Origin of the sequence: Pseudomonas sp. UYEF17, from assembly GCF_040546125.1 — a bacterium.
GTDB lineage: Bacteria > Pseudomonadota > Gammaproteobacteria > Pseudomonadales > Pseudomonadaceae > Aquipseudomonas > Aquipseudomonas putida_Z.
Genome location: NZ_JBEPNE010000005.1, coordinates 84,945 through 108,446 on the forward strand (window position 1 = coordinate 84,945; position 23,502 = coordinate 108,446).

The 23,502-nt window shown below is 63.7% G+C and carries 23 protein-coding genes and 1 pseudogene; 11 read left to right on the forward strand and 13 right to left on the reverse strand.

The features are described 5' to 3' along the window. Positions 1–109 precede the first annotated feature (109 nt). The gene (locus ABIB24_RS10155) at positions 110–1,651 is read left to right on the forward strand and encodes an APC family permease (RefSeq protein WP_013974795.1); all 1,542 of its coding nucleotides are present in this window, start codon (positions 110–112) and stop codon (positions 1,649–1,651) included. Positions 1,652–1,775: 124 nt separating this feature from the next. On the opposite strand, the gene gmk is transcribed toward ABIB24_RS10155, so the two are convergent. Next, entirely contained in the window at positions 1,776–2,396 is a 621-nt protein-coding gene (gmk, locus tag ABIB24_RS10160) for a guanylate kinase (protein WP_085588808.1), read from the reverse strand. A 13-nt stretch (positions 2,397–2,409) separates the two neighbouring features. Then, positions 2,410–3,261, reverse strand: a complete 852-nt coding sequence (locus ABIB24_RS10165) for a YicC/YloC family endoribonuclease (RefSeq protein ID WP_354316397.1) — start codon at positions 3,259–3,261, stop codon at positions 2,410–2,412. Positions 3,262–3,500: 239 nt separating this feature from the next. Here ABIB24_RS10165 and rph point away from each other — a divergent pair, with 239 nt between their 5' ends. Continuing rightward, a complete protein-coding gene (gene rph / locus ABIB24_RS10170; RefSeq protein WP_013974792.1) occupies positions 3,501–4,223 on the forward strand; it encodes a ribonuclease PH in 723 nt (240 codons plus the stop codon). Between the two features lie 23 nt (positions 4,224–4,246). After that, positions 4,247–4,615 (forward strand): DUF4870 domain-containing protein, encoded by a 369-nt coding sequence (locus ABIB24_RS10175; protein ID WP_003258195.1) that lies wholly within the window; start codon positions 4,247–4,249, stop codon positions 4,613–4,615. Positions 4,616–4,730: 115 nt separating this feature from the next. Here the strand turns inward: ABIB24_RS10175 and crc are convergent, their stop codons facing one another. Continuing rightward, positions 4,731–5,510: a catabolite repression control protein Crc gene (crc, locus tag ABIB24_RS10180; RefSeq protein WP_003253401.1), complete on the reverse strand. Its 780-nt coding sequence runs from the start codon at positions 5,508–5,510 to the stop codon at positions 4,731–4,733. An 80-nt stretch (positions 5,511–5,590) separates the two neighbouring features. Here crc and pyrE point away from each other — a divergent pair, with 80 nt between their 5' ends. Continuing rightward, positions 5,591–6,232 carry an orotate phosphoribosyltransferase gene (gene pyrE / locus ABIB24_RS10185; RefSeq protein WP_003253405.1) on the forward strand — a complete coding sequence of 214 codons (642 nt, stop codon included), beginning with the start codon at positions 5,591–5,593 and terminating at the stop codon, positions 6,230–6,232. A gap of 180 nt (positions 6,233–6,412) precedes the next feature. Here pyrE and argB read toward each other — a convergent pair whose 3' ends face one another. The 4 genes and pseudogenes from argB to coaBC all read right to left on the reverse strand — a co-directional run bounded on the left by argB (position 6,413) and on the right by coaBC (position 10,533). After that, entirely contained in the window at positions 6,413–7,318 is a 906-nt protein-coding gene (gene argB / locus ABIB24_RS10190; RefSeq protein WP_003258198.1) for an acetylglutamate kinase, read from the reverse strand. A 30-nt stretch (positions 7,319–7,348) separates the two neighbouring features. After that, positions 7,349–8,716: pseudogene (locus ABIB24_RS10195) on the reverse strand (phosphomannomutase/phosphoglucomutase); the annotation flags it as partial. Between the two features lie 144 nt (positions 8,717–8,860). Then, complete coding sequence (gene dut, locus ABIB24_RS10200) at positions 8,861–9,316, reverse strand: dUTP diphosphatase (protein WP_015272329.1); 456 nt, start codon at positions 9,314–9,316, stop codon at positions 8,861–8,863. Between the two features lie 5 nt (positions 9,317–9,321). Next, entirely contained in the window at positions 9,322–10,533 is a 1,212-nt protein-coding gene (gene coaBC / locus ABIB24_RS10205) for a bifunctional phosphopantothenoylcysteine decarboxylase/phosphopantothenate--cysteine ligase CoaBC (protein WP_003253409.1), read from the reverse strand. 128 nt (positions 10,534–10,661) lie between these two features. Between coaBC and radC the strand changes: the two genes are divergently transcribed. Next, entirely contained in the window at positions 10,662–11,342 is a 681-nt protein-coding gene (gene radC / locus ABIB24_RS10210; RefSeq protein ID WP_025341108.1) for a RadC family protein, read from the forward strand. 123 nt (positions 11,343–11,465) lie between these two features. Here radC and ABIB24_RS10215 read toward each other — a convergent pair whose 3' ends face one another. Beyond that, complete coding sequence (locus ABIB24_RS10215; protein WP_354316398.1) at positions 11,466–13,073, reverse strand: ABC transporter substrate-binding protein; 1,608 nt, start codon at positions 13,071–13,073, stop codon at positions 11,466–11,468. A gap of 361 nt (positions 13,074–13,434) precedes the next feature. Between ABIB24_RS10215 and rpmB the strand changes: the two genes are divergently transcribed. Both rpmB and rpmG read left to right on the forward strand, forming a co-directional pair. Further along, entirely contained in the window at positions 13,435–13,671 is a 237-nt protein-coding gene (rpmB, locus tag ABIB24_RS10220) for a 50S ribosomal protein L28 (protein WP_003258972.1), read from the forward strand. 10 nt (positions 13,672–13,681) lie between these two features. Continuing rightward, the gene (gene rpmG, locus ABIB24_RS10225; RefSeq protein WP_003253507.1) at positions 13,682–13,837 is read left to right on the forward strand and encodes a 50S ribosomal protein L33; all 156 of its coding nucleotides are present in this window, start codon (positions 13,682–13,684) and stop codon (positions 13,835–13,837) included. A 177-nt stretch (positions 13,838–14,014) separates the two neighbouring features. Here the strand turns inward: rpmG and ABIB24_RS10230 are convergent, their stop codons facing one another. Further along, positions 14,015–14,374 carry a cupin domain-containing protein gene (locus ABIB24_RS10230; protein ID WP_085615957.1) on the reverse strand — a complete coding sequence of 120 codons (360 nt, stop codon included), beginning with the start codon at positions 14,372–14,374 and terminating at the stop codon, positions 14,015–14,017. A gap of 196 nt (positions 14,375–14,570) precedes the next feature. Between ABIB24_RS10230 and ABIB24_RS10235 the strand changes: the two genes are divergently transcribed. Together ABIB24_RS10235 and ABIB24_RS10240 are read left to right on the forward strand one after the other, a co-directional pair. Beyond that, a complete protein-coding gene (locus tag ABIB24_RS10235; protein WP_013974786.1) occupies positions 14,571–16,064 on the forward strand; it encodes an aldehyde dehydrogenase in 1,494 nt (497 codons plus the stop codon). 130 nt (positions 16,065–16,194) lie between these two features. Continuing rightward, entirely contained in the window at positions 16,195–17,334 is a 1,140-nt protein-coding gene (locus tag ABIB24_RS10240) for an MFS transporter (RefSeq protein ID WP_274078280.1), read from the forward strand. A 121-nt stretch (positions 17,335–17,455) separates the two neighbouring features. On the opposite strand, the gene ABIB24_RS10245 is transcribed toward ABIB24_RS10240, so the two are convergent. Together ABIB24_RS10245 and ABIB24_RS10250 are read right to left on the reverse strand one after the other, a co-directional pair. Further along, positions 17,456–19,012 carry a phospholipase D family protein gene (locus ABIB24_RS10245; protein ID WP_075046758.1) on the reverse strand — a complete coding sequence of 519 codons (1,557 nt, stop codon included), beginning with the start codon at positions 19,010–19,012 and terminating at the stop codon, positions 17,456–17,458. A 60-nt stretch (positions 19,013–19,072) separates the two neighbouring features. Continuing rightward, positions 19,073–20,503: an aminotransferase-like domain-containing protein gene (locus tag ABIB24_RS10250; protein ID WP_274078279.1), complete on the reverse strand. Its 1,431-nt coding sequence runs from the start codon at positions 20,501–20,503 to the stop codon at positions 19,073–19,075. A gap of 178 nt (positions 20,504–20,681) precedes the next feature. Between ABIB24_RS10250 and ABIB24_RS10255 the strand changes: the two genes are divergently transcribed. Then, positions 20,682–20,912: a DUF1127 domain-containing protein gene (locus ABIB24_RS10255; RefSeq protein ID WP_085615949.1), complete on the forward strand. Its 231-nt coding sequence runs from the start codon at positions 20,682–20,684 to the stop codon at positions 20,910–20,912. A 144-nt stretch (positions 20,913–21,056) separates the two neighbouring features. Here ABIB24_RS10255 and ABIB24_RS10260 read toward each other — a convergent pair whose 3' ends face one another. Further along, complete coding sequence (locus tag ABIB24_RS10260; RefSeq protein ID WP_354316403.1) at positions 21,057–22,349, reverse strand: NAD(P)/FAD-dependent oxidoreductase; 1,293 nt, start codon at positions 22,347–22,349, stop codon at positions 21,057–21,059. A gap of 210 nt (positions 22,350–22,559) precedes the next feature. Between ABIB24_RS10260 and ABIB24_RS10265 the strand changes: the two genes are divergently transcribed. Continuing rightward, entirely contained in the window at positions 22,560–22,913 is a 354-nt protein-coding gene (locus ABIB24_RS10265; RefSeq protein ID WP_013974780.1) for a YkgJ family cysteine cluster protein, read from the forward strand. Positions 22,914–22,915: 2 nt separating this feature from the next. Here ABIB24_RS10265 and dadR read toward each other — a convergent pair whose 3' ends face one another. Continuing rightward, the gene (dadR, locus tag ABIB24_RS10270) at positions 22,916–23,404 is read right to left on the reverse strand and encodes a transcriptional regulator DadR (protein WP_003258963.1); all 489 of its coding nucleotides are present in this window, start codon (positions 23,402–23,404) and stop codon (positions 22,916–22,918) included. Positions 23,405–23,502 lie beyond the last annotated feature (98 nt).

The window sequence follows — 23,502 nt, forward strand, 5'->3', positions numbered from 1 at the left end:
ACCCGAAGGTCTCGGATGACTTGTTCCCGGCAGCAAGCTTTCAATGAGTGAAAGCGGGCCTTGTACGCAAGGCCTGTGAAAACAATTCCAAAATTTACGGCAAATACTCATGAGCAATTACACAGAAGCCGGCCGCCCACCCGACGTGGCGGCCGACGCGGGCAACACCCAGCGCAGCAAGGGCCTGGCCACCGGCCGGCTGGGCTTGCTGGCCAGCGTGGTGCTGGGCATTTCCACTATCGCCCCGGTCTACACCCTTACCGGTGCCCTTGGCCCGACCGTGCGTGAAGTGGGCGCGCACCTGCCGGCGGTGTTCATCGTCGGCTTCCTGCCGATGCTGCTGGTGGCCTTGGGCTACCGCGAACTGAACTCGGCGGAGCCGGACAGCGGTACTTCGTTTACCTGGTCGGCGCGTGCCTTCGGCCCGATGATCGGCTGGATCGGTGGCTGGGGCCTGGTGGTCGCCACCACCATCGTGTTGTCGAACCTGGCAGGGGTGGCGGTCGACTTCTTCTACCTGTTCCTTGGTCAGATCACCGGCAAGCATGAACTGGCGGCCTTGGCCGACAACCTGCTCATCAACATAACCACCTGTTGCGTGTTCATCGCCCTGGCGGTGTGGATCTGCTGCCGCGGCATGACTACCACCATGACGGTGCAATATGGCTTGGTGGCCCTGCAGTTGCTGGTGCTGATCGGCTTTGCCTTTGCCGCTTTCGGCGAAACCACCGCGCCGCCACCGCTGGAATTCGATTTCGCCTGGTTCAACCCGTTCGGCGTCGAATCGTTCTCGGCCTTTGCCGCCGGGCTGTCGCTGTCGATCTTCATCTTCTGGGGCTGGGACGTGTGCCTGACTGTCAGCGAGGAATCGGTCGGCAGTGACGAGGTGCCGGGCAAGGCGGCCACCTGGACCGTGCTGCTGATCCTCGGCCTGTACCTGTTCACCGCGATTGCCACCCTGCAGTTTGCCGGTATCAGCGAACAAGGCCTGGGCCTGAACAACCCGCGCATCCAGGAAAACGTCTTCGCCCACCTGGCCGGTCCGGTCATGGGGCCGCTGGCGATCCTGATGTCCATCGCCGTGCTGGCCAGCACCGCGGCGTCGCTGCAGTCGACCTTCGTGTCGCCGGCGCGCACCCTGTTGGCCATGGGTTACTACGGTGCGGTGCCGCAGAAGTTCGCCAGCGTCTGCCCTCGTTCGCAGACCCCGCGTTACGCCACCATCTGCGCTGGTGTGGCTGCGGGCCTGTTCTACGTGACCATGCGCACCCTGAGCGAGAACGTGTTGGCGGATACCATCACTGCACTGGGCATGATGATCTGCTTCTACTATTCGCTGACGGCCTTCGCCTGTGTCTGGTACTTCCGCCACAGCCTGTTCGACAGCCTGCGCCACTTCCTGATGCGCGGCTTGTGCCCGCTGGTGGGTGGGGTGATCTTGTCGGTGATCTTCGTGCGTACCGCCATCGACAGCGCCTCGCCGGACTTCGGCAGCGGCTCGCATGTGGGCGGGCTGGGGCTGGTGTTCGTGATCGCCGCGATCATCTCGGTGCTGGGGATCGTGCTGATGATGCTGTCGCGCCTGCGCGCGCCGGCGTACTTCCTGGGGGCTACCCTGCGTCAGCAGGCTACCCTGCCACTGCAGGAATAAGGCTGGGGGCGCTTCGCGCCCCATTCGCAGCACAAGGCTGCTCCTACAATGGCGCGATGTACGCCGTCGATGTAGGAGCAGCCTTGTGCTGCGAATGGGCTGCAAAGCAGCCCCATGCGGTCTTTCAGGAGAGCAGTTCTTTCAGCAGCCCGCTGTTGCGCTGTTGCTGCTTCTTCAGCACCAGGCGGTTCGAGCGGAACACTGCCTTCAAGTCTTCCAGCGCCACGTCGAAGTCATCGTTGATGATCACGTAGTCATACTCGTCGTAGTGCACCATCTCGCTGACCGCTTCCTTCATGCGCCCGGCGATGATCTCTTCGCTGTCCTGCCCGCGGCCATCCAGGCGCTCGCGCAGGGCCTGCTGGCTCGGCGGCAGGATGAACACCGACAAAGCCTCGGGCATCAGCTTGCGTACCTGCTGGGCGCCTTGCCAGTCGATTTCCAGGATCAGGTCATTGCCCTGGTCGAGTACCTCTTGCAGCGCGCTGCGCGAAGTCCCGTAGAAATTGCCGAACACTTCGGCGTGCTCGAGGAAGTCACCCTTGGCGATCAGCCCCTTGAAGTCGTCATGGCTGACGAAGTGGTAGTTCACGCCGTGCTGCTCGCCCGGGCGCATGGCGCGGGTGGTGTGCGAGACCGAGACGCTTACGCGCTTGTCGGCCTTGATCAGGGCGGTGACCAGGCTGGTCTTGCCGGCGCCCGAAGGGGCCGAAACGATGTAGAGGGTGCCGCTGCTGTGGTTCATGGTCGGGGTGGCCTTACTCGATGTTCTGTACTTGTTCACGCATCTGTTCGATCAATACCTTCAGGTTGACCGCCGCTTGCGTGCTGCGTGGGTCGAAGGCCTTGGAGCCGAGGGTGTTGGCCTCGCGGTTGAGTTCCTGCATCAGGAAGTCCAGGCGCCGGCCGGCGGCGCCGCCACCCTTGAGCACTCGGCGCACTTCGGTGACATGGGTGCTGAGGCGGTCGAGTTCCTCGGCCACGTCGCTCTTCTGGGCCAGCAGCACCATCTCCTGCTCCAGGCGCTGCGGGTCGAGTTCGGCCTGCATGTCGCCGAAGCGGTCGAGGATCTTCTGCCGCTGAGCTGCCAGCATTTGCGGCACCAGGGCGCGCAGGGTGGTGACTTCGCTGGCCATGTTGTCCAGGCGTTCGTTGATCAGCCGGGCCAGTTCCTGGCCTTCACGCTGGCGCCCGGCCTTGAGCTCGGCCAGTGCTTCATCGAACAGCGCCATGGCTTCGGTATTCAGTGCCTGCGGGTCGCTGGCGTCGGCCACCAGCACGCCTGGCCACGACAGCACCTCCAGCGGGTTCAGTGGTGCCGGCTGCTTGATCAGGCCAGCCACCTCCTCGGCGGCGGCAACCAGCTGCGCGGCGCGCTCGCGGTCCACCTTCAGCGGTTTGCCGTTGCTGTCTTCGTTGAGGCGCAAGGTGCATTCCACCTTGCCCCGCGACAGGCCCTGGCGCAGGCCTTCACGCACGGCGCCTTCGAGGTCGCGCAGGGCCTCGGGCAGGCGCAGGTGCGGCTCCAGGTAACGGTGGTTGACCGAACGCAGCTCCCAGACCAGGGTGCCTTGGCTGCCGGCGCGCTCGACACGAGCAAAAGCGGTCATGCTGTGCACCTGGGGAGTACCTCGCGTATATGAATGAACGGTGGGAGCCTCTCGGCTGCAAGGCGCAGGATTGTAGCGCAGTGGGGCCTTGGCGCCCAATCCACCCATGTTACCGACGGGTGGCTTGGCCGGCAGGAAAAGGCGACGGGCTGTGTCGGGCGCGACAATAGGCATGTCTTCCCCGGGCCGTGGGCTCTATAATGCTCGGCAGATTCAAAGTCCCAGTACAGGTATCCCAGATGAAACGTCCAAGTGGTCGCGCCGCCGATCAGCTCCGCTCGATCCGCATCACCCGCAACTACACCAAGCACGCCGAAGGGTCGGTACTGGTCGAGTTCGGTGACACCAAGGTCATCTGCACGGTCAGCGTGGAAAACGGTGTGCCGCGCTTCCTCAAAGGCCAGGGCCAAGGCTGGCTGACCGCCGAATACGGCATGCTGCCGCGTTCCACCGGCGAGCGTAACCAGCGCGAAGCCAGCCGTGGCAAGCAGGGTGGCCGCACCCTGGAAATCCAGCGCCTGATCGGCCGTTCGCTGCGCGCCGCGCTGGACATGAGCAAGCTCGGTGACATCACCCTGTACGTCGACTGCGACGTGATCCAGGCCGATGGTGGCACCCGTACCGCGTCCATCACCGGTGCCATGGTCGCCCTGTGCGACGCCCTGGCGGTGATCAAGAAGCGCGGTGGCCTGAAGGCCGGCAACCCGCTCAAGCACATGATCGCCGCAGTGTCGGTGGGCATGTACCAGGGCGAAGCGGTGCTCGACCTGGACTACCTGGAAGACTCCGCCGCCGAAACCGACCTGAACGTGGTCATGACCAGCGCCGGTGGTTTCATCGAAGTGCAGGGTACTGCCGAAGGTGCGCCGTTCCAGCCTGAAGACTTCAACGCCATGCTCGCCCTGGCACAGAAGGGCATGAGCGAGATCTTCGAACTGCAGCAGGCGGCACTGGCCGACTGAACCCAGCCAGGGAGGTGCGGGGCATGAGCGAATCGAACCTGTCGATCACCCCGCCCAATGCCGAAATCCGGCAGTGGGCGATGTTCTGCCACCTCTCCGCGCTGCTGGGCCTGGTGGTGCCGCTCGGGCACTTGCTGGGCCCGCTGGTGCTGTGGCACCTCAAGCGCGAGCAAGACCCTTTCATCGATGCCCAGGGCAAAGAGGCGCTGAACTTTCAGATCAGCGTGACCATTGCCGGGTTCATCTGCTTCCTGCTGATGTTCGTGTTCATCGGGCTGGTGCTGTTCGCCATGCTGATGGTCGCGGTGATGATCCTGATCATCATTGCGGCTGTGCGGGCGAATGAGGGCAAGCCGTATCGCTACCCGATGATCTGGCGGCCGATCAAATAATGCTGGGGCTGCTTTGCAGCCCTATCGCGACACAAGGCCGCTCCTACAAGGGATATGCATTCCCCTGTAGGAGCGGCCTTGTGTCGCGATAGGGCCGCAAAGCGGCCCCATGCCTTCAGATGGTCAACGTCCAGTCATAGTCGACGATCAGCGGCGCATGCTGGGAGAAGCGCGGCTGACGCGGCAGGCGGGCATTGCGCACGAAGCGGCGCAGGCCCGGGGTGAGGATCTGGTAGTCGAACCGGTAGCCCAGGTTGAGCATCTCGGCCTGCTCGTTGTCCGGCCACCAGCTGTACTGGTCGCCCTCACGGCTGACTTCGCGCAGGGCATCGACGTAACCCATCTCGCCAGTGATCGCGTCCATCCACGCACGCTCCGGCGCCAGGAAACCCGGCGACTGCTGGCTGTCACGCCAGTTCTTGATGTCGAGCTTCTGCTGCGCCACGTAGAACGAGCCGCAGTAGATGTATTCGCGACGCTTGCGACGCTGTTTGTCCAGGTACTTGGCGAAGTCGTCCATCAACTTGAACTTCTGGTTCAAGTCTTCGTCGCCGTTCATCCCCGAAGGCAGCAGCAGGCTGGCAATACTGACTTTGTCGAAATCTGCTTGCAGGTAACGCCCGTAGCGGTCGGCTGTCTCGAAGCCCAGGCCGGTGATGACTGCCTTGGGCTGCATGCGCGAATACAGGGCCACACCACCTTGGGCAGGCACCTCCGCGTCGCAGGCATAAAGGAAATAGCCATCGAGCTGGAAAGCTGGGTCATCGAGTTCAAAGGCCGAGGCGCGGGTATCCTGAAGGCAGATGACGTCGGCATTCTGGGCTTGCAGCCAGCTGAGCAAACCACGCTCGGCCGCAGCCTGAATGCCATTTACGTTCACACTGATGATCCGCATAAATGGCCCCAAAAATCTCGTGCGTGTATGATACCCGAGCTCAACCCATTTAGCTAAATCCGTGGTGTCCGGGACTATCCATGCAGCCGTATCAGCGCGACTTCATCCGTTTTGCCATCGATCGCGGGGTACTGCGTTTCGGTGAATTCACCCTGAAATCGGGGCGTACCAGCCCGTATTTCTTCAATGCCGGCCTGTTCAACACCGGTTCCGCCCTGGCCGAACTGGGCCGTTGCTATGCCGCAGCCATCGTCGACAGCAAGATCCCGTTCGATGTGCTGTTCGGCCCGGCCTACAAAGGTATCCCGCTGGCAGCGACTACTGCAGTGGCCCTTGCCGATCAGCATCAGCTCGACGTGCCATGGTGCTTCAACCGCAAGGAAGCCAAGGACCACGGTGAAGGTGGCAGCCTGGTCGGTGCCCCGCTGGCCGGTGATGTGCTGATCATCGACGACGTGATCACCGCCGGTACCGCCATTCGTGAGGTCATGCAGATCATCAATGCCCAGCAGGCCAAGGCCGCTGGCGTGCTGATCGCGCTGAACCGCGAAGAGCGCGGCAATGGCGAGCTGTCGGCTATCCAGGAAGTGGAGCGTGACTTCGGTATCCCTGTGGTCAGCATCGTTTCGCTGACCCAGGTGCTGGAGTTCCTGGCCGATGATCCACAGCTGAAGCAGCATCTGCCGGCTGTCGAGGCTTACCGGGCGCAGTACGGTATCTGATCCGGGCCCGGAAATGAAAAAGGCGACCTTCTTGTGAAGGTCGCCTTTTTTTGTGTCGCCTGTTCTGGCCTCTTCGCGGGCATGCCCGCTCCCACAGGTACAGCACCGCCTTTGAGGGCTGTGGAGATTCTGTGGGAGCTGGCTTGCCGGCGATAGGGCCAGTGCAGGCTAACCAATCAATCAGCGCTGCTTGCGGTTGGTAATCAGGGTACCCACGCCGCTGTCGGTGAAGATCTCCAGCAGCACCGCATTCGGCACGCGGCCGTCGATGATGTGGGAGCTATTCACACCGCCCTGCACGGCATCCAGCGCGCACTTGATCTTCGGCAGCATGCCGCCGTAGATGGTGCCGTCGGCGATCAGTTCGTTGACCTGCTCGGTGGTCAGGCCGGTCAGTACTTCGCCCTGCTTGTCCATCAGGCCGGCAATGTTGGTCAGCAGCATCAGCTTCTCGGCCTTCAGCGCTTCGGCTACCTTGCCTGCCACCAGGTCGGCGTTGATGTTGTACGACTCACCGTTGGCACCCACGCCGATCGGTGCGATCACCGGGATGAAGTCGCCCTTCACCAGCATGTTCAGCAGGTCGGTGTTCACGCTTACCACTTCGCCAACGTGGCCGATGTCGATGATTTCCGGGGTGGTCATCTCGGGAGTCTGGCGGCTGACGGTCAGCTTGCGGGCGCGGATCAGCTCCGCGTCCTTGCCGGTCAGGCCGATTGCGCTGCCGCCGTGGCGGTTGATCAGGTTGACGATGTCCTTGTTGACCTGGCCACCCAGCACCATCTCCACCACGTCCATGGTCGCCGAGTCGGTGACGCGCATGCCGTCGATGAAGTGGCTTTCGATCGACAGGCGCTTGAGCAGGTCGCCGATCTGCGGGCCACCACCGTGGACCACCACCGGGTTGATGCCCACAGCCTTCATCAGCACGATGTCACGGGCGAAGCCGGTCTTGAGCTCCTCGCTCTCCATCGCGTTGCCGCCGTACTTGATCACCAGGGTCTTGCCGACAAAGCGGCGGATGTAAGGCAGTGCTTCGGACAAAACCTCGGCTACATGGGAAGCGGCATCGCGATCGAGGGTCATGCAGGGCTCCTGTAAGGAACAGATAGTCGGTCAGAACGGCAGTTGCAGCTCAGGCTCAACCCGCAGCAACTGGGTACGGAAAACATCCTTGATACGTTGCAATTCGGCGTCGCTGTCGGCCTCGAAGCGCAGCACCAGCACCGGGGTGGTGTTGGAGGCGCGAACCAGGCCCCAGCCGTGGGCGTAGTCCACCCGCACACCGTCGATGGTGGTCAGGTTGGCTTCGCCCCAGTCGGCGTCGCGTTGCAGTGCATCAATGATGCTGAATTTACCCTCGTCGGTCACATCAATATTGATTTCCGGCGTGGAAATATCGTTCGGGAACGCGGCGAACAGGTTTTCGGCGCTCTGCCCGGCCTTGCTGAGGATCTCCAGCAGGCGCACGGCGCTATAGATGCCGTCGTCGAAACCGTACCAGCGTTCCTTGATGAAGATGTGACCGCTCATCTCGCCGGCCAGCAGCGAGCCGGTCTGCTTCATCTTCTTCTTGATCAGCGAGTGACCGGTCTTCCACATCAGAGCGCGGCCGCCGTGCTGCTCGATCAGCGGGGTCAGGCGACGGGTGCATTTGACGTCGAAGATGATCTCGGCGCCCGGGTTGCGCGACAGCACGTCCTGGGCAAACAGCATCAGCAGGCGGTCGGGGTAGACGATGCTGCCGGTGTTGGTCACCACGCCGACGCGGTCGCCGTCACCGTCGAAGGCCAGGCCGATATCGGCGCCGGTTTCCTTGACCTTGGCGATCAGGTCTTCGAGGTTTTCCGGCTTGCCCGGGTCCGGATGGTGGTTGGGGAAGTTGCCGTCGACTTCGCAGAACAGCGGGATCACTTCGCAGCCCAGGGCTTCGATCAGTTGCGGCGCGACCACGCCGGCGGCACCGTTGCCGCAGTCCACGACCACCTTGAGCTTCCTGGCCAGCTTCACGTCTTCGACGATCTGCTGGAAGTAGCGGTCAAGGATCTCGACCTTTTCCACGCGGCCTTCGGCGCGGGTCAGGTCGTTGGTTTTCAGGCGCGTCAGCAGGGCCTGGATCTGTTCGTTGGCCAGGGTGTCGCCAGCGATGACGATCTTGAAGCCGTTGTAGTCCGACGGGTTGTGGCTGCCGGTCAGCATCACACCGGACTTGCCGGCCAGCACGTTGGCTGCGTAGTACAGCGCCGGGGTGGGTACCAGGCCGACGTCGCTGACTTGGCAGCCGGCATCGACCAGGCCCTTGATCAGCTGTTCGACCAGCATCGGGCCGGACAGGCGGCCATCGCGGCCGACCGAAACCTGCGGTTCGCCCTGGGCCAGGCTCTGCGCGCCGATGGCGCGGCCGATCCAGTAGGCGGTTTCGGCGTGAAGGGTCTTGCCGACCACGCCGCGAATGTCATACGCGCGGAAAATGCTGTCTGGCAGTGCGGCGGGTACCAGGTGGGCCATGTCGTTCATCTCTGGAAGCTCCATTAGTCAAAGGCTTTCTGGGCAGGCGCAAACTGAACGCTTGGACGGTGGTTTCGCCAGAGAGTTCGCCATCCTTGGCCTGAACGGTCATTTCTCGGCTCAGTGGCTGCCGGAATGGCCGAAGCCGCCAGCACCGCGCTGGCTTTCATCGAACGCTTCGACGATGTCGAAATGGGCCTGTACCACCGGTACCAGCACCAGCTGGGCAATGCGCTCGCCAACGGCGATGGTGAACGGGGTGTTGCCGCGGTTCCAGCACGACACCATCAACTCGCCCTGGTAGTCCGAGTCGATCAGCCCGACCAGGTTGCCCAGCACGATGCCGTGCTTATGGCCCAGGCCCGAGCGCGGCAGGATTACCGCCGCCAGGCCCGGGTCGCCGATGTAGATCGACAGGCCGGTGGGGATCAGCAGGGTCTGGCCTGGTTCGAGGACGGTGTCTTCCTTGAGCAGGGCGCGCAGGTCCAGGCCGGCGGAGCCGGGGGTGGCGTACTGCGGCAGGGGGAATTCGGTACCCAGGCGTGGGTCGAGGATCTTGGCTTGAAGAGCGTGCATGTAACTTATTGAACCTGATTGAGCCGTTCGGCGATGAAGGCGACCAGTTGCCGGGCAATCTTGCCCTTGCTGGTCTGCGCGAAGAGGGTCTGGTGCTGCTGGCGGTCGATCACGGTCAAGGCGTTTTCCTCGCTGTTGAAGCCGATGCTGGGGTTGGCCACATCATTGGCGACGATCAGGTCGAGGTTCTTGTCCTTGAGCTTGCGCGTGGCGTAATCGAGCAAGTGTTCGGTCTCGGCGGCGAAACCGACGCTGAACGGGCGGTCGGCGCGGCCAGCGATGGTGGCAAGGATATCGGGATTGCGCACCATCTGCAGCAGCATGCCGTCACCGGTCGTAGGATCTTTCTTCAATTTTTGCGTGGCAACGACTTCCGGGCGGTAGTCCGCAACCGCCGCAGAGGCGATGAACAGGTCGCACGGCATGGCAGCTTCACAGGCCGCGAGCATGTCCCGCGCGCTGACCACGTCGATACGGCTGACCCGGTCGGGGGTTGGCAGGTGCACCGGGCCAGTGACGAGGGTGACCCGAGCCCCGGCTTCGGCGGCCGCTTCGGCCAGGGCGAAGCCCATCTTGCCGGAGCTATGATTGGTGATGTAGCGCACCGGGTCGATGTTTTCCTGGGTCGGGCCGGCGGTGATCAGCACGTGCTTGCCGGTCAGTGCCTGGCGCTTGAAGCTTTCCGCGGCACACCAGGCCAGGTCGGTGGCTTCGAGCATGCGGCCCAGGCCGACATCGCCACAGGCCTGGCTGCCGGACGCCGGGCCGAACACCTGGATGCCACGGCTCTTGAGCAGTTCGAGGTTGGCCTGGGTGGCCGGGTCGCGCCACATGGCCTGGTTCATGGCCGGGGCCACGGCAACGGTGGCATCGGTAGCCAGCACCAGGGTGGTCAGCAGGTCGTCGGCCATGCCTTGGGCCATGCGCGCCATGAGGTCGGCGGTGGCCGGGGCGATCAGCACCAGGTCGGCCCATTTGGCCAGTTCGATGTGGCCCATGGCCGCTTCGGCGGCAGGGTCGAGCAGGTCCATGTGCACCGGGTGGCCCGACAGCGCCTGCAGGGTCAGCGGGGTGATGAACTCTGCACCACCACGGGTCATGACGACGCGCACCTGCGCGCCGTGCTCCAGGAGTCGGCGAATCAGTTCGGCGCTTTTGTAGGCGGCAATGCCGCCACCCACGCCGAGAACGATGCGCTTGCGATACAGCCGCTGCATAGGCTTGCCTTTTTCCAGTGAGAGCGGGCGGCGACGTTTGAAAATGCCTGCGGCAGAACGTCGCATGTACGAGGCGAAATAGATTAACACAGGGCCGAAATGGGCCGCAGCAAGGGCAGAGGGGCGGGATGAATATCAGGGAGTGGCCGGCTGAAGAGCGGCCGAGGGAGAAGTTGCTGCAGCGTGGGGCCGGAAGCCTGACGGACGCGGAATTGCTGGCTGTATTTCTCGGCTCAGGTGTGCGTGGGCGCAATGTCGTGGAGCTGGCGCGAGGTCTGCTCGTGAAGTTCGGGGGCTTGCGCCAGTTGCTGGAGGCCGACCGTGAGGCTTTCGTCGGCGAGCTTGGGTTGGGCCCGGTGAGGTTCAGCCAGCTGCAGGCGCTGCTGGAGATCGGGCGCAGGCACCTTGCAACTTCGATTGAGCGGGAATCCGCGATGGACAGCCCGGCAACGGTGAGGCGCTATTTGAAAGCGATGCTGCGGCATGAAGTCAGCGAGGTGTTCGGGTGCCTCTTTCTCGATACCAAGCACAGGCCGTTGGCGTTTGAGATCCTCTTCCGAGGCACGATAGATCGGGCCAGCGTGTACCCGCGGGAAGTGGTGCGGCGGGCATTGCTGCATAACGCAGCGGCCTTGATCCTGTGCCACAACCACCCCTCGGGCAACAGTGAGCCCAGCCAGGACGATGTGCACTTGACCCTGTCGTTGAAGCGGGGGCTGGCGTTGATCGATGTGCGGGTGCTGGATCACATCATCATCGGTGACGGGGAGCCGCTGTCGATGGTCGAGCATGGGTGGATTGTGGCTTAGGCACTTGTGCTGCCTGTCCCGGCCCTTTCGCGGGCTCGCCCGCTCCCACAGGTATCGTGCCAACCTTGAGTGTTGTGCTGTCCCTGTGGGAGCGGGCAAGCCCGCGAAGAGGCCGGTGCAGGCTTACTTGTTCACTGACACCTTGCTGAAATCCAACCGCCCGAACGGGCTCACCTGGTACCCCTCGACCCCTTGGCGCAGCAGGGTCGCCGCCGTCGGGTGCGCCAGCGGCACCCACAGCGCCTGCTGCTGGATCAGCGTCTGTGCCTGCTGGTAAAGCCGGCTGCGCACGCTCTGGTCGTTGGTGGTGCGTCCGGCGCTGATCAGCTGGTCCAGGCGGCTGTCGCAGAAGCGTGCGAAGTTGGTCCCCGACTGCACCGCCGCGCAGGAAAACTGCGGGCTGAGGAAGTTGTCCGGGTCGCCGTTGTCACCCGCCCAACCCATGAACAGCAAGTCATGCTCGCCCGCCTTGGCGCGGCGGATCAGCTCGCCCCACTCGATCACGCGGATCTCGGCCTTGATGCCAATCTTGGCCAGGTCGGCCTGCAGCATCTGCGCACCGAGGCTGGGGTTGGGGTTGAGCAGGCTGCCCGACGGGCGGGTCCAGATCGTGGTGCTGAAGCCCTCGGCCAAACCGGCCTTGGTCAGCAGGGCCTTGGCTTTCTTCAGGTCCAGCGGGTAGCCGGGCAGGTCCTTGGCGTAGCTCCAGGTATTGGGCGGGTAGGGGCCGTTGGCGGCCACCGCGGAGTCTTCGAACACGGCCTTGAGGTAGGCCTGCTTGTCGAAGGCCAGGTTGATGGCCTGGCGCACCTCCGGCTTGTCCAGCGGGGGGTGCTGGCTGTTGATGGCGACGAAGGCGGTCATGAACGCCGGGGTGGTGGCCACCTTGAGGTTGCCGTCCTTGCCGGCTTCGGCAATGTCCAGCGGCTTGGGCGACAACGCGACCTGGCACTCGCCGCGCTTGAGCTTCTGCAGGCGCACGTTGGCATCGGTGGTAATGGCGAAGATCAACGGGTCGACCGCCGGCTTGCCGGCGAAGTAGTCGGGGTTGGCGCGGTAGCGCACCACGGCGTCCTTCTGGAAGCGCTGGAAGATGAACGGCCCGGTACCGACCGGCTGGCTGTTGAGCTTCTCCGGCGTACCGGCCTTGAGCAGTTTGTCGGCGTACTCGGCGGAGTAGATCGAGGCGAAGCCCATGCTCAGGGTGGCCAGGAAGGTGGCGTCCGGGTGGCTGAGGGTGAAGCGCACGGTGTTCGGTGCCGGCGCCTCGATCGCCTTGATCAGGCTGCCCAGTTGCAGCGACTGGGCATGCGGGTAGCCGCCTGGCGCAGTCTTGTGCCAGGCATGGGCGGGGTAGAGCATGCGCTGGAAGCTGAACAGCACATCGTCGGCGTTCAGTGCGCGGCTTGGCTTGAAGTAGGCGGTGGTGTGGAATTTCACGTCATCGCGCAGGGTGAAGTCGTAGATCAGGCCGTCGGCCGATACCGTCCAGCTGGCCGCCAGGCTCGGCACCACCTTGCCTTGCGCCGCGTCGAACTCCACCAGGCGGTTCATCAGCACATCGGCCGTGGCGTTGGTGGTGGTCAGCGAGTTGTACTGCACCACGTCGAAGCCTTCGGGGCTGGCCTCGCTACAGACGCTCAGCGGGGCGGCCTGGGCAACGCCGGCGGCGAACAGGGCGCCTGCGGCGAACAAGGAGTTGAACAATAAGGAAAGGGCGGCTGTACGCATGGTGGCTCCTTGGCTGTCAGTGGCCCATCTGCCAGTGCAGTCTGGAAAAGGCCTACCCTAGTGTGCCCGTCGGGAAATGACCACACCCTTTTTTACAAAATTGGCGACGGGCGGTCGACGGCTGGCGGGGCCTGCCGCTATGCTGGCCCGGCGCGTTCCGGCTCGTGACAATGTGCATCTAATGTTGTTGCGGCCAAGTCTTTCTGGTATAAAGCAGCGCTCTTTTCTAGGGGCTCGGCCTGTCGCATCAGCGGATCCGGTCGATAAGACCTCCAGAATCACGGCGCCTAGGCGCCAAAGACTGAGAGATTAAGCGGCCAACCCATGCCGGGTTGGGCATGTGGTTTTAGAGGGCTGAGTCATGTCGAGAGTCTGTCAAGTTACTGGTAAGGGTCCAGTAACCGGGAACAACATTTCCCACGCAAACAACAAAACCCGTCGTCGTTTCCTGCCGAACCTGCAGCACCACCGTTTCTGGGTTGAATCCGAGAAGCGTTTCGTGCGTCTGCGCGTATCTGCCAAAGGCATGCGCGTTATTGACAAGCGTGGTATCGACGTAGTGCTGGCCGAGCTGCGCGCTCGCGGCGAAAAGTTCTAAGGAGAACGTCATGCGTGAATTGATCCGTCTGGTTTCGAGTGCTGGCACTGGCCACTTCTACACCACCGACAAGAACAAGCGCACCACTCCGGACAAAATCGAGATCAAGAAATACGATCCGGTTGTTCGCAAGCACGTGGTGTACAAGGAAGCCAAGATCAAGTAATTGATCGGCGACCTGAAAAAACCCGCATCCGAAAGGAGGCGGGTTTTTTTATGCCTGCAAGAAAGCCGGGGCCGCTTCGCGCCCCTTTCGCGACACAAGGCCGCTCCTACAGGGACCGCGCAATGCCTGTAGGAGCGGCCTTGTGTCGCGAAAGGGGCGCGGAGCGGCCCCAGAGGCTTACTTCTGCTCGAACATCACATAGATCTTGCGGCAAGGCTCCAGCACCTCCCAGGTGCCCTTGAAGCCGGCCGGGATGACAAACCGATCACCGGCACGCAGGGTCTTGGCTCCGCCATCCTGGTCACGCAGCACCGAAACGCCCTGGACGATCTCGCAGTACTCATGCTCGGTGTAGTTCACCGTCCACTGCCCCACCTCGCCTTCCCACACGCCCGCGGCAAACTGCCCGCAGGGGCTGGAATAATGGTTGTAGACAGCCTGGTCTGGCTCGCCCTTGAGGATTTTTTCCGCCGCCGGGCGGTAGCGTTCGGCCTCGGTAATGACCTGCGCGAAGTCGATGATGCTTTCGATGCTCATGGTTCGGCTCCTGTTGTTGTTTAATAAAATGCACATGAGTAGGCTTTTGAGCCATTCGTGTCAAATATATTGATAGTTTACACGGGCTGGTTTAGGGTGTCGGTAGCCAAAATGCCCTCGACGCTTGGGCAGAATTCTGACAACGCCTGTGAGTCCTCAGTGCGGCGTTGCACCTATACAAGAGGAGGAGTTTCGTATGACCACCCTGACTCGTGCGGACTGGGAACAACGTGCCCAGCAACTGAAGATCGAAGGCCGTGCCTTCATCAACGGCGAATACACCGATGCCGCATCCGGTGAAACCTTCGAGTGCCTGAGCCCGGTCGACGGACGCTTCCTGGCCAAGGTTGCCAGCTGCGACCTGGCCGATGCCAACCGCGCTGTGGAAAACGCCCGTGCCACCTTCAACTCCGGCGTGTGGTCGCAACTGGCCCCGGCCAAGCGCAAGGCCAAGCTGATCCGCTTCGCCGACCTGCTGCGCAAGAACGTCGAAGAGCTGGCGCTGCTGGAAACCCTGGACATGGGCAAGCCGATCGGCGACTCCTCCAGCATCGACGTACCTGGCGCGGCCAATGCCATCCACTGGACTGCCGAAGCGATCGACAAGGTCTACGACGAAGTCGCCCCGACCCCGCATGACCAGCTCGGCCTGGTCACCCGCGAAGCGGTGGGTGTGGTCGGCGCCATCGTACCGTGGAACTTCCCGCTGCTGATGGCCTGCTGGAAGCTCGGCCCGGCCCTGGCCACCGGTAACTCGGTAGTGCTCAAGCCGTCCGAAAAATCGCCGCTGACTGCCATTCGTATTGCCCAGTTGGCCATCGAAGCCGGTATCCCGGCTGGCGTGCTGAACGTGCTGCCAGGCTACGGCCACACCGTGGGCAAGGCCCTGGCCCTGCACATGGACGTCGACACCCTGGTATTCACCGGTTCGACCAAGATCGCCAAGCAGCTGATGGTTTACGCGGGCGAATCGAACATGAAGCGCATCTGGCTGGAAGCCGGTGGCAAGAGCCCGAACATCGTCTTCGCCGACGCTCCGGACCTGCAAGCTGCCGCCGAGGCTGCCGCCAGCGCCATCGCCTTCAACCAGGGCGAAGTGTGCACCGCCGGCTCGCGCCTGCTGGTCGAGCGTTCGATCAAGGACAAGTTCCTGCCGATGGTGGTCGAGGCCCTGAAAGGCTGGAAGCCAGGCAACCCGCTGGACCCACAGACCACTGTCGGTGCCCTGGTCGACACCCAGCAGATGAACACCGTGCTGTCGTACATCGAGGCTGGCCACAAGGACGGCGCCAAGCTGCTGGCTGGCGGCAAGCGCACCCTGGAAGAAACCGGTGGCACCTATGTCGAGCCGACCATCTTCGACGGCGTGACCAACGCCATGAAGATCGCCCAGGAAGAAATCTTCGGCCCGGTGCTGTCGGTGATCGCCTTCGATACCGCCGAAGAAGCCGTCGCCATTGCCAACGACACGCCGTACGGCCTGGCCGCTGGCATCTGGACCTCGGACATCTCCAAGGCTCACAAGACCGCCCGTGCCGTGCGTGCTGGCAGCGTCTGGGTCAACCAGTACGACGGCGGCGACATGACCGCGCCGTTCGGTGGCTTCAAGCAGTCGGGCAACGGCCGTGACAAGTCGCTGCATGCGCTGGAGAAGTACACCGAGCTGAAGGCGACCTGGATCAAGTTGTAATCCCGTGGGGCCGCTTCGCGGCCCATTCGCGGCACAAGGCCGCTCCTACAGGGGTATGCGTTTCCCTGTAGGAGCGGCCTTGTGCCGCGAATGGGCTGCAAAGCAGCCCCAAGAACTCAAGAGGTCAAGGATGCGTTGGGGTACCTACTTCGCCGTACTGGCATCGGTGCTAAGCGTCGGGCTGGCACTCGGCGTGAGCATGCCGCTGGTATCCCTGCGCCTGGAGGCCTGGGGCTACGGCAGCTTCGCCATCGGCGTGATGGCCGCGATGCCGGCGCTGGGCGTGCTGGTAGGTGCCAGCCTGGCCAGCCGCCTGGCCGGCTGGGTCGGCGTGCCATCGGCCATGCGCCTGTGCCTGTGGGGCGGGGCGCTGTCGATCGGCCTGGTCGCACTGCTGCCCAGCTACCCGCTGTGGCTGCTGTTGCGATTGCTGATCGGTATGTCGCTGACCGTGGTGTTCATACTCGGCGAAAGCTGGATCAACCAGCTGGTGATCGAGCAATGGCGCGGCCGCCTGGTGGCGCTGTATGGCAGCAGCTATGCCCTCAGCCAGCTGGCCGGGCCGCTGGTGCTGGGCTTTCTCGGCTCGGATGACGACTTCGGCTTCTGGGCCGCTACCGGCCTGCTGCTGGTGGCACCGCTGATTCTCCTGGGCCGTGGCGGGGCACCCAGCACAGAGGCCTGCAGCGTCACCTTCGGCGACCTGTTCGCCTTCTGCCGGCGCTTGCCGGTGATCGCCTGGGCCATTGCCCTGTTTGCCTCGTTCGAAGCAATGATCCTGACCTTGTTGCCGGTGTATTGCCTGCAACAGGGCTTCAGCACCGAAATCGCCCTGTTCATGGTCAGTACCGTGGTGGTGGGCGATGCGGTGCTGCAACTGCCCATCGGTGCGCTGGCCGACCATATGTCGCGGCGCGCCCTGTTCACCGGCTGTGCGGTGACCCTGCTGGTATCCAGCCTGGCGATTCCGTTGCTGCTGCATACACCGGCGATCTGGCCGCTGTGGGTGCTGTTCGGGGCCAGTGCGGGGGGCTTGTTCACCTTGTCGCTGGTGCTGATTGGTGAGCGCTACCGGGATGATGCGCTGGTGCGGGCCAACGCCCATGTGGCGCAGCTGTGGGGTATTGGCTGCCTGCTCGGGCCGCTGCTGGCCGGGGCAGGCAGCCAGTGGATCAGCGGGCATGCGTTGCCGTTGCTGATGGCTGCGGGGGCTGCGGGGTTGGTGGTGTTGACCCGGCGGCGCGGGGCGTTTGAGCCGGCTTCTGCCTGATGGATTCTGGGGCCGCTTTGCGGCACATCGCGACACAAGGCCGCTCCTACAGGAGATACGCGATCCCATGTAGGAGCGGCCTTGTGTCGCGATGGGCTGCAAAGCAGCCCCAAAATCGCCGCTACAACATCTTCTCCAGGCCAACCGCCTTGCTGATCCAGGCATTGAACCGCCGCCACATCCCGCCCGGTTCGGATGTGAGCATGCGCCGCCTGCCATTTTCCTCGGTCACCCACACCATCTGGTTACCCACCAGCGTCGGCTGATAGCTCAAGGCCGGGGCCATGCCCTGTACCGCCAGCGCGCGGGTGTACTCGGCCAGCTCCGGGCTGTCCACCAGCACCCCGACCTCGGTATTCCACAACACCGAACGCGGGTCGAAGTTGAACGAGCCGATGAAGGTCTTGCGCCGGTCGAACACGATCGCCTTGCTGTGCAGGCTCGAGTCCGAGCTGCCATGGAAGCTCACGCGGTGCCGCGCGCTGGGGTCGCCGGGTTGGCGGCGCAGCTCGTACAGCTGCACGCCATGCTCCAGCAGCGCCCGCCGATACGGCGCATAGCCGCCATGCACTGCCGGCACGTCGGTAGCTTCCAGCGAGTTGGTCAGCAGTTTGACCGAGATACCCGCATCGGCGCTGTGGGTCAGGTACAGCAGGCCGGACTCGCCGGGCACGAAGTACGCCGATACCAGGATCAGCTCGTGTTGCACCTTGCTCAAGTCAGGGGCCAGTTGCTGGGTCAGCAGCAGTTGCGGGTCCGGTTCGTCATCGGCCAGCACCTTGCTCGGCGCATCCCACAGCGCTTGGGCATGGGCCCAGATAAGCTCGTTGCGCCACACATCCAGGCGCGGCTGCGACTGGTAGGCCATCAAGCGGTCATACAGGGCTTTGCGCTGGGTCCTGGCTTCGGCAAGTGAAATTTCCAGACGGTGGCGGCTGGCGCGCAGGTCGCTGGCATCCGGGTCGCGCCAGAGAAAGTCGGTAATCGGCCGGCTCAGGGCGCTGTTCCAGTACTGGTCGAAACTATGGCCGAGCTGTTCGGCCACTGGGCCGACGCCCAGCAAGTCGATGTCGGTGAAGTTGAGGTTGGGTTCGGCATCGAAATACTCATCGCCCAGGTTGCGCCCGCCGACGATGGCCATGCTGTTGTCCACCAGGAACAGTTTGTTGTGCATGCGCCGGTGCTGGCGCGACAGGTTGAACAGGCGGCCCACCGCGCGCGTCACGCCGGTGCTGCGGCCCAGGTGCAGCGGGTTGAACACGCGGATCTGGATGTTCGGATGGGCATCGAGGGTACCCATGATGACGTCCAGGCCGTCGCTGGTGGTGTCGTCGAGCAGGATGCGCACGCGCACGCCACGGTCGGCGGCGCGCAGCAGTTCATGCACCAGGGCGCGGGTGCTGAGGCCATCGTGGACGATGTAGTACTGCAAGTCGATGCTCGCCTGGGCGTTGCGGATCAGTTCGGCGCGGGCGCGGAACGCCTCGTTGCTGTTGGGCAGCAGGCGAAAGCCCGAGCGGCCGCCGTAGGGCGCGGCCTGGCGCAGAACCGAACGGCCGAAGGCCGAGTCGTTGGCAGGTAGCGCCTGGCTGGTTTCGCGGGGCGTGCCGACGCTGGCGCAGCCGGCAAGGCCGAGCAGTAGCACCAGCAGCAGAGGCAGGGCTCGCTGGAGTCTCAAGGGTGGATCGTCCTGTGCAGCAAAGGCTTGATAGGTTGGACCGTGGCGGGCGGCGCAAAGTTACGCGCTGGCGCTTTCTTCATCCAGTAGACGAAGGGCGGTTTCACCAACCTTGCGCACGGCGGCTTCGATCTGCGGCGTCGGCCGCGCGGCGAAGTTCATGCGCAGGCAGTGGCGGAACTTGCCCGAGGCCGAGAAGATGCTGCCCACGGCAACCTGTACGTCCTGCTCCAGTAAAGCCCGGTTCAGGCGCAGCGTATCGAAATGTTCGGGTAATTCCACCCACAGCATGAAGCCACCTTGCGGCCGGCTGACCCGGGTGCCCGCCGGGAAGTAGCGGGTTACCCAATCGCTCATCAGGTCGCGGCCACGCTGGTACTGGCTGCGCATGCGCCGCACGTGGGGTTGGTAGTGCCCGCCGGCGATGAAGTCGGCAATGGCCAACTGCGGCTGGCTGGCCGTGCTGCCGGTGCTGATGTACTTCATGTGCAGCACCCGCTCCAGGTAACGACCGGGTGCCACCCAGCCTATCCGCAGGCCGGGGGCGAGTGTCTTGGAGAACGAACTGCAAAGCAGCACGCGGCCGTCGTCGTCAAACGACTTGAGGGTGCGTGGGCGCGGGTAGGTGTAGGCCAGGTCGCCGTATACATCATCTTCGAGGATCGCCACGTCGTAGCGCTGGGCCAGGCTCAGCAGGGCCTTCTTGCGGGCCTCGGGCATGATGTAGCCGAGCGGGTTGTTGCAGCTGGGGGTGATCTGGATGAGCTTGATCGGCCACTGCTCCAAGGCCAGTTCCAGGGCCTCCAGGCTGATACCGATGACCGGGTCGGTGGGGATTTCCAGGGCTTTCATGCCCAGGCCCTTGAGGGTTTGCATGGCGCCGTGGAAGCTGGGGGAGTCGACCGCGACGATATCGCCCGGCTCGCATACCGCGCGGATGCTGCATGACAGCGCCTCATGGCAGCCGGTGGTTATCACCAGGTCGCCCGGGCCCAGGCGGCAGCCGGAGTCGAGCATCAGCCGGGCCACCTGTTCGCGCAGGGCCAGGTTGCCGTGGATGTTGTCGTAGTACAGGCCGGGCATGTCCTGCCGCCGGCTCAGCTGGGCGAGGCTGCGCAGCAGTGGCTTGAGGGTGGGGCTGTCGATGTCGGGCATGCCGCGGCCGAGCTGGATCACGCCTTGGCGTGGGGTGCTTCGCACCAGTTCCAGCACCTGCTCCCATTGCGAGATGTCTACCGGGCGCTGGGCCGGGCGGCTGACGGCGGGCAGGGCTGGCAGGTGGCGGTGGTCGTTGACGAAGTAGCCGGACTTGGGCCGGGGCGAGACCATGCCGCTGTCTTCCAGCATGCGGTAGGCCTGCTGCACGGTGCTCAGGCTGACCCCGTGCTCCACACTCAGGGCGCGCACTGACGGCAGGCGCTGGCCGGGGCGGTAGAGGCCCTGTTCAATGCGCGCACCGAGCAGCTCGGCGAGGTTCAGGTAAAGGGTCACGGCATACTCCTTCGCTGCAATAGCGTGGCGACCGGTACAGTTGTGCTGAAAATACAGCATTCAGTCGGCCTGCGGCCAATTCTGTATGGGAATAATAAGGCTGTATTGGGTCTGTATTGCCGGTGCTGTCGACGCGCATGCTTTCTCCACGGTATCAACTGAACGAGAGGATGCGGTGATGGGTGGCATGAGCGATGTGCGCTTGCAACTGTTGGCCAAGGAACTGGAAGCCGGGCAGCAAGCCAAGGTGTTCAACGCGCCGGAAGGGTTGGGGCGTTGGGGGCTGATGCTGCATCGCTGGCACACCCGCAGGGCGCTGCTGCAGTTGACCGATGACGAGTTGCGCGATGTCGGGCTGAGCTGGGAGCAGGCCCGGACCGAGGGGCGTAAGCCCTTCTGGAAAGATTGATGCGATCGTTGTGGGAGCGGCCTTGTGTCGCGAAAGGGCCGCACAGCGGCCCCAGGATATTTGCATCGCTGCATGAATTGCCGGGGCTGCTTCGCAGCCCTTTCGCGACGCAAGGCCGCTCCCACAAGGGGCAGTGCGCGGCTTTCAGATCAGCTCTTTCAGACGATGCCACAGCATCCCCAGCGCCAGCAGCGGCGAGCGCAGGTGCTGGCCGCCGGGGAAGGTGATGTGCGGCACCTTGGCAAACAGGTCGAACCGCCCGCTTTCCTGGCCGCTGATGGCTTCGCCGAGCAGGCGCGCAGCCAGGTGGGTGGCGTTGAGCCCATGGCCGGAGTAGGCCTGGGCGTAATACACGTTCGGCTGGCTGGCCAGGCGGCCAACCTGTGGCAGGCGGTTGGCGCCGATGCCGATCATGCCGCCCCACTGGTAGTCGATGCGCACATCGGCCAGTTGCGGGAATACCTTGAGCATCTTTGGCCGCATGTAGGCGGCAATGTCCTTCGGGTCGCGGCCTGAATAGTGGCAGGCACCGCCGAACAACAGGCGCTGGTCGGCGGACAGGCGGTAATAGTCCAGTGCCACGCGCTGGTCACACACCGCCATGTTCTGCGGCAGCAGCGAACGGGCACGTTCCTCGCCCAGCGGCTCGGTGGCGATGATGTAGCTGCCGGCTGGCAGCACCTTGCCGCCCAGTTCGCGGTTGAGGTCGTTGTGGTAGGCGTTGCAACACAGCACCAGAGTCTTGGCGCGCACCCGGCCCTGGGCGGTGTGTACCTGTACTTCCGGGCCGTAGTCGATGCGTGTGACCTCGGACTGCTCGAACAGCTTCACGCCCAGGCGGCTGGCCACTGCAGCCTCACCCAGGGCCAGGTTGAGCGGGTGCAGGTGCCCGGAGCCCATGTCGATCAGCCCGCCGACATAGCAGTCAGCACCGACCACGCTGTGGATGTCGTCCTTGCCGACCAGGCGCAGTTCATGTGCGTAGCCGAGGCTGCGCAGTTCTTCAGCATCCTCCGCAAAGCCCAGCAGCTCGGCGGGTTTGTTGGCCAGGTCGCAGTAGCCCCAGGTCAGGTCGCAGGCGATGGCATGCCTTTCGACCCGCTCGCGGACGATCTGCACGGCTTCCAGGCCCATCAGTTTCAGGCTGCGCACACCTTCCTCACCGATGACCGGGAGGAATTGTTCCAGGCCGTGGCCGACGCCGCGGATCAGTTGCCCACCATTGCGCCCGCTGGCGCCCCAACCGAGCTTGCGCGCTTCCAGCAGGATGACCGAGAAGCCGCGTTCGGCCAGTTCGATGGCGGTGTTCAGGCCCGAGTAGCCGCCGCCGACGATGCACACGTCGGCGCTGTGCTCGCCTTGCAGGAAGGAGTGGTCGGGGTGTGGCGCGCTGCTGGCGGCGTAATAGGAGGCGGCGTGCTGCGCGCTGTAGATCATTGGGCAGGTCCTGAGGCTGGTGGGCTGAGGGGGAGGAGGATAAGCCGGGGTAGGGTGGTGGGCAACAAGGCGAGGGCTGCGCCCTCGTTCGCGGGCTTGCCCGCTCCCACAGGTGCTCCACAATTTTGAGATGGGTGGGTTGCCTGTGGGAGCGGGCAAGCCCGCGAATGGGCCTATAATCTGGCCAATTTCCTAGTTTTGTACCCAGCCATGTCCTGCAACCGCCACAAGATCCACTTCCTGCGCGAACTCATCCCTTCCTTCGAGTGCGAGCCCGGCTGCCATGACTGCTGCGGCCCGGTCACCACGTCGGCGGAAGAAATGGCCCGCCTGCCGCGCAAGTCCCAGGCCGAGCAGGACGCCGCCCTGGAGCGCCTGGACTGTGTGCACCTGGGCCCCAACGGCTGCACGGTGTATGAAGAGCGCCCGATGATCTGCCGCCTGTTCGGCACCACTCCGCGCCTGGCCTGCCCGCGCGGTCGTGGCCCTGAACAGATGATCGAGCCCGCTGCCGAGCAGCTGGTCCACCAGTTCATTGCCACCACCCGCCAGGTGCTGGTCTGACTTCAGTCCGGGATCGGCAGGCAAAGGCTCTCCTTCACCTCTTCCATCACGATGTAGCTCTTCGATTCGCGCACGTGCGGCAGCTTCAGCAGGATGTCGCCGAGCAGCTTGCGGTACGAGGCCATCTCGGAAATACGCGCCTTCACCAGGTAGTCGAAGTCGCCTGAAACCAGGTGGCATTCCAGTACGTGGGGCAGTTTCAGCACCGCGCGGCGGAACTCCTCGAAGGTGTCGCCCGATTTGTAGTCCAGGCTGATTTCCACGAACACCAGCAGGCTGCCCTTGAGGTGCTGCGGGTTCAGGCGGGCGTTGTAGCCCATGATGATGCCCTCGCGCTCCAGGCGGCGGACCCGCTCGGTGCAAGGGGTGGTGGAAAGCCCAACTTTCTCGCCCAGTTCGGTGAAGGAAATACGCCCGTCATTCTGCAGGATACGCAGGATGTTACGGTCGATCTTGTCCAGTTCACGCTTGCTCTGGTGCTGGGTTCTCATAGGGGATGCCCCTCCGTGAAAGGCGATTTTGCCGAGAATTCTCGCCAATAATAGGCTTTTATATAGTGAATTGCACTGCCTTCAAATTCCTATACTGC

Bases quoted from the DNA above. Each gene is read 5' to 3' on its own strand.
- ABIB24_RS10155 (WP_013974795.1), top strand. From the start codon at position 110: ATGAGCAATTACACAGAAGCCGGCCGCCCACCCGACGTGGCGGCCGAC.
- gmk (WP_085588808.1), bottom strand. From the start codon at position 2,396: ATGAACCACAGCAGCGGCACCCTCTACATCGTTTCGGCCCCTTCGGGC.
- ABIB24_RS10165 (WP_354316397.1), bottom strand. From the start codon at position 3,261: ATGACCGCTTTTGCTCGTGTCGAGCGCGCCGGCAGCCAAGGCACCCTG.
- rph (WP_013974792.1), top strand. From the start codon at position 3,501: ATGAAACGTCCAAGTGGTCGCGCCGCCGATCAGCTCCGCTCGATCCGC.
- ABIB24_RS10175 (WP_003258195.1), top strand. From the start codon at position 4,247: ATGAGCGAATCGAACCTGTCGATCACCCCGCCCAATGCCGAAATCCGG.
- crc (WP_003253401.1), bottom strand. From the start codon at position 5,510: ATGCGGATCATCAGTGTGAACGTAAATGGCATTCAGGCTGCGGCCGAG.
- pyrE (WP_003253405.1), top strand. From the start codon at position 5,591: ATGCAGCCGTATCAGCGCGACTTCATCCGTTTTGCCATCGATCGCGGG.
- argB (WP_003258198.1), bottom strand. From the start codon at position 7,318: ATGACCCTCGATCGCGATGCCGCTTCCCATGTAGCCGAGGTTTTGTCC.
- dut (WP_015272329.1), bottom strand. From the start codon at position 9,316: ATGCACGCTCTTCAAGCCAAGATCCTCGACCCACGCCTGGGTACCGAA.
- coaBC (WP_003253409.1), bottom strand. From the start codon at position 10,533: ATGCAGCGGCTGTATCGCAAGCGCATCGTTCTCGGCGTGGGTGGCGGC.
- radC (WP_025341108.1), top strand. From the start codon at position 10,662: ATGAATATCAGGGAGTGGCCGGCTGAAGAGCGGCCGAGGGAGAAGTTG.
- ABIB24_RS10215 (WP_354316398.1), bottom strand. From the start codon at position 13,073: ATGCGTACAGCCGCCCTTTCCTTATTGTTCAACTCCTTGTTCGCCGCA.
- rpmB (WP_003258972.1), top strand. From the start codon at position 13,435: ATGTCGAGAGTCTGTCAAGTTACTGGTAAGGGTCCAGTAACCGGGAAC.
- rpmG (WP_003253507.1), top strand. From the start codon at position 13,682: ATGCGTGAATTGATCCGTCTGGTTTCGAGTGCTGGCACTGGCCACTTC.
- ABIB24_RS10230 (WP_085615957.1), bottom strand. From the start codon at position 14,374: ATGAGCATCGAAAGCATCATCGACTTCGCGCAGGTCATTACCGAGGCC.
- ABIB24_RS10235 (WP_013974786.1), top strand. From the start codon at position 14,571: ATGACCACCCTGACTCGTGCGGACTGGGAACAACGTGCCCAGCAACTG.
- ABIB24_RS10240 (WP_274078280.1), top strand. From the start codon at position 16,195: ATGCGTTGGGGTACCTACTTCGCCGTACTGGCATCGGTGCTAAGCGTC.
- ABIB24_RS10255 (WP_085615949.1), top strand. From the start codon at position 20,682: ATGGGTGGCATGAGCGATGTGCGCTTGCAACTGTTGGCCAAGGAACTG.
- ABIB24_RS10260 (WP_354316403.1), bottom strand. From the start codon at position 22,349: ATGATCTACAGCGCGCAGCACGCCGCCTCCTATTACGCCGCCAGCAGC.
- ABIB24_RS10265 (WP_013974780.1), top strand. From the start codon at position 22,560: ATGTCCTGCAACCGCCACAAGATCCACTTCCTGCGCGAACTCATCCCT.
- dadR (WP_003258963.1), bottom strand. From the start codon at position 23,404: ATGAGAACCCAGCACCAGAGCAAGCGTGAACTGGACAAGATCGACCGT.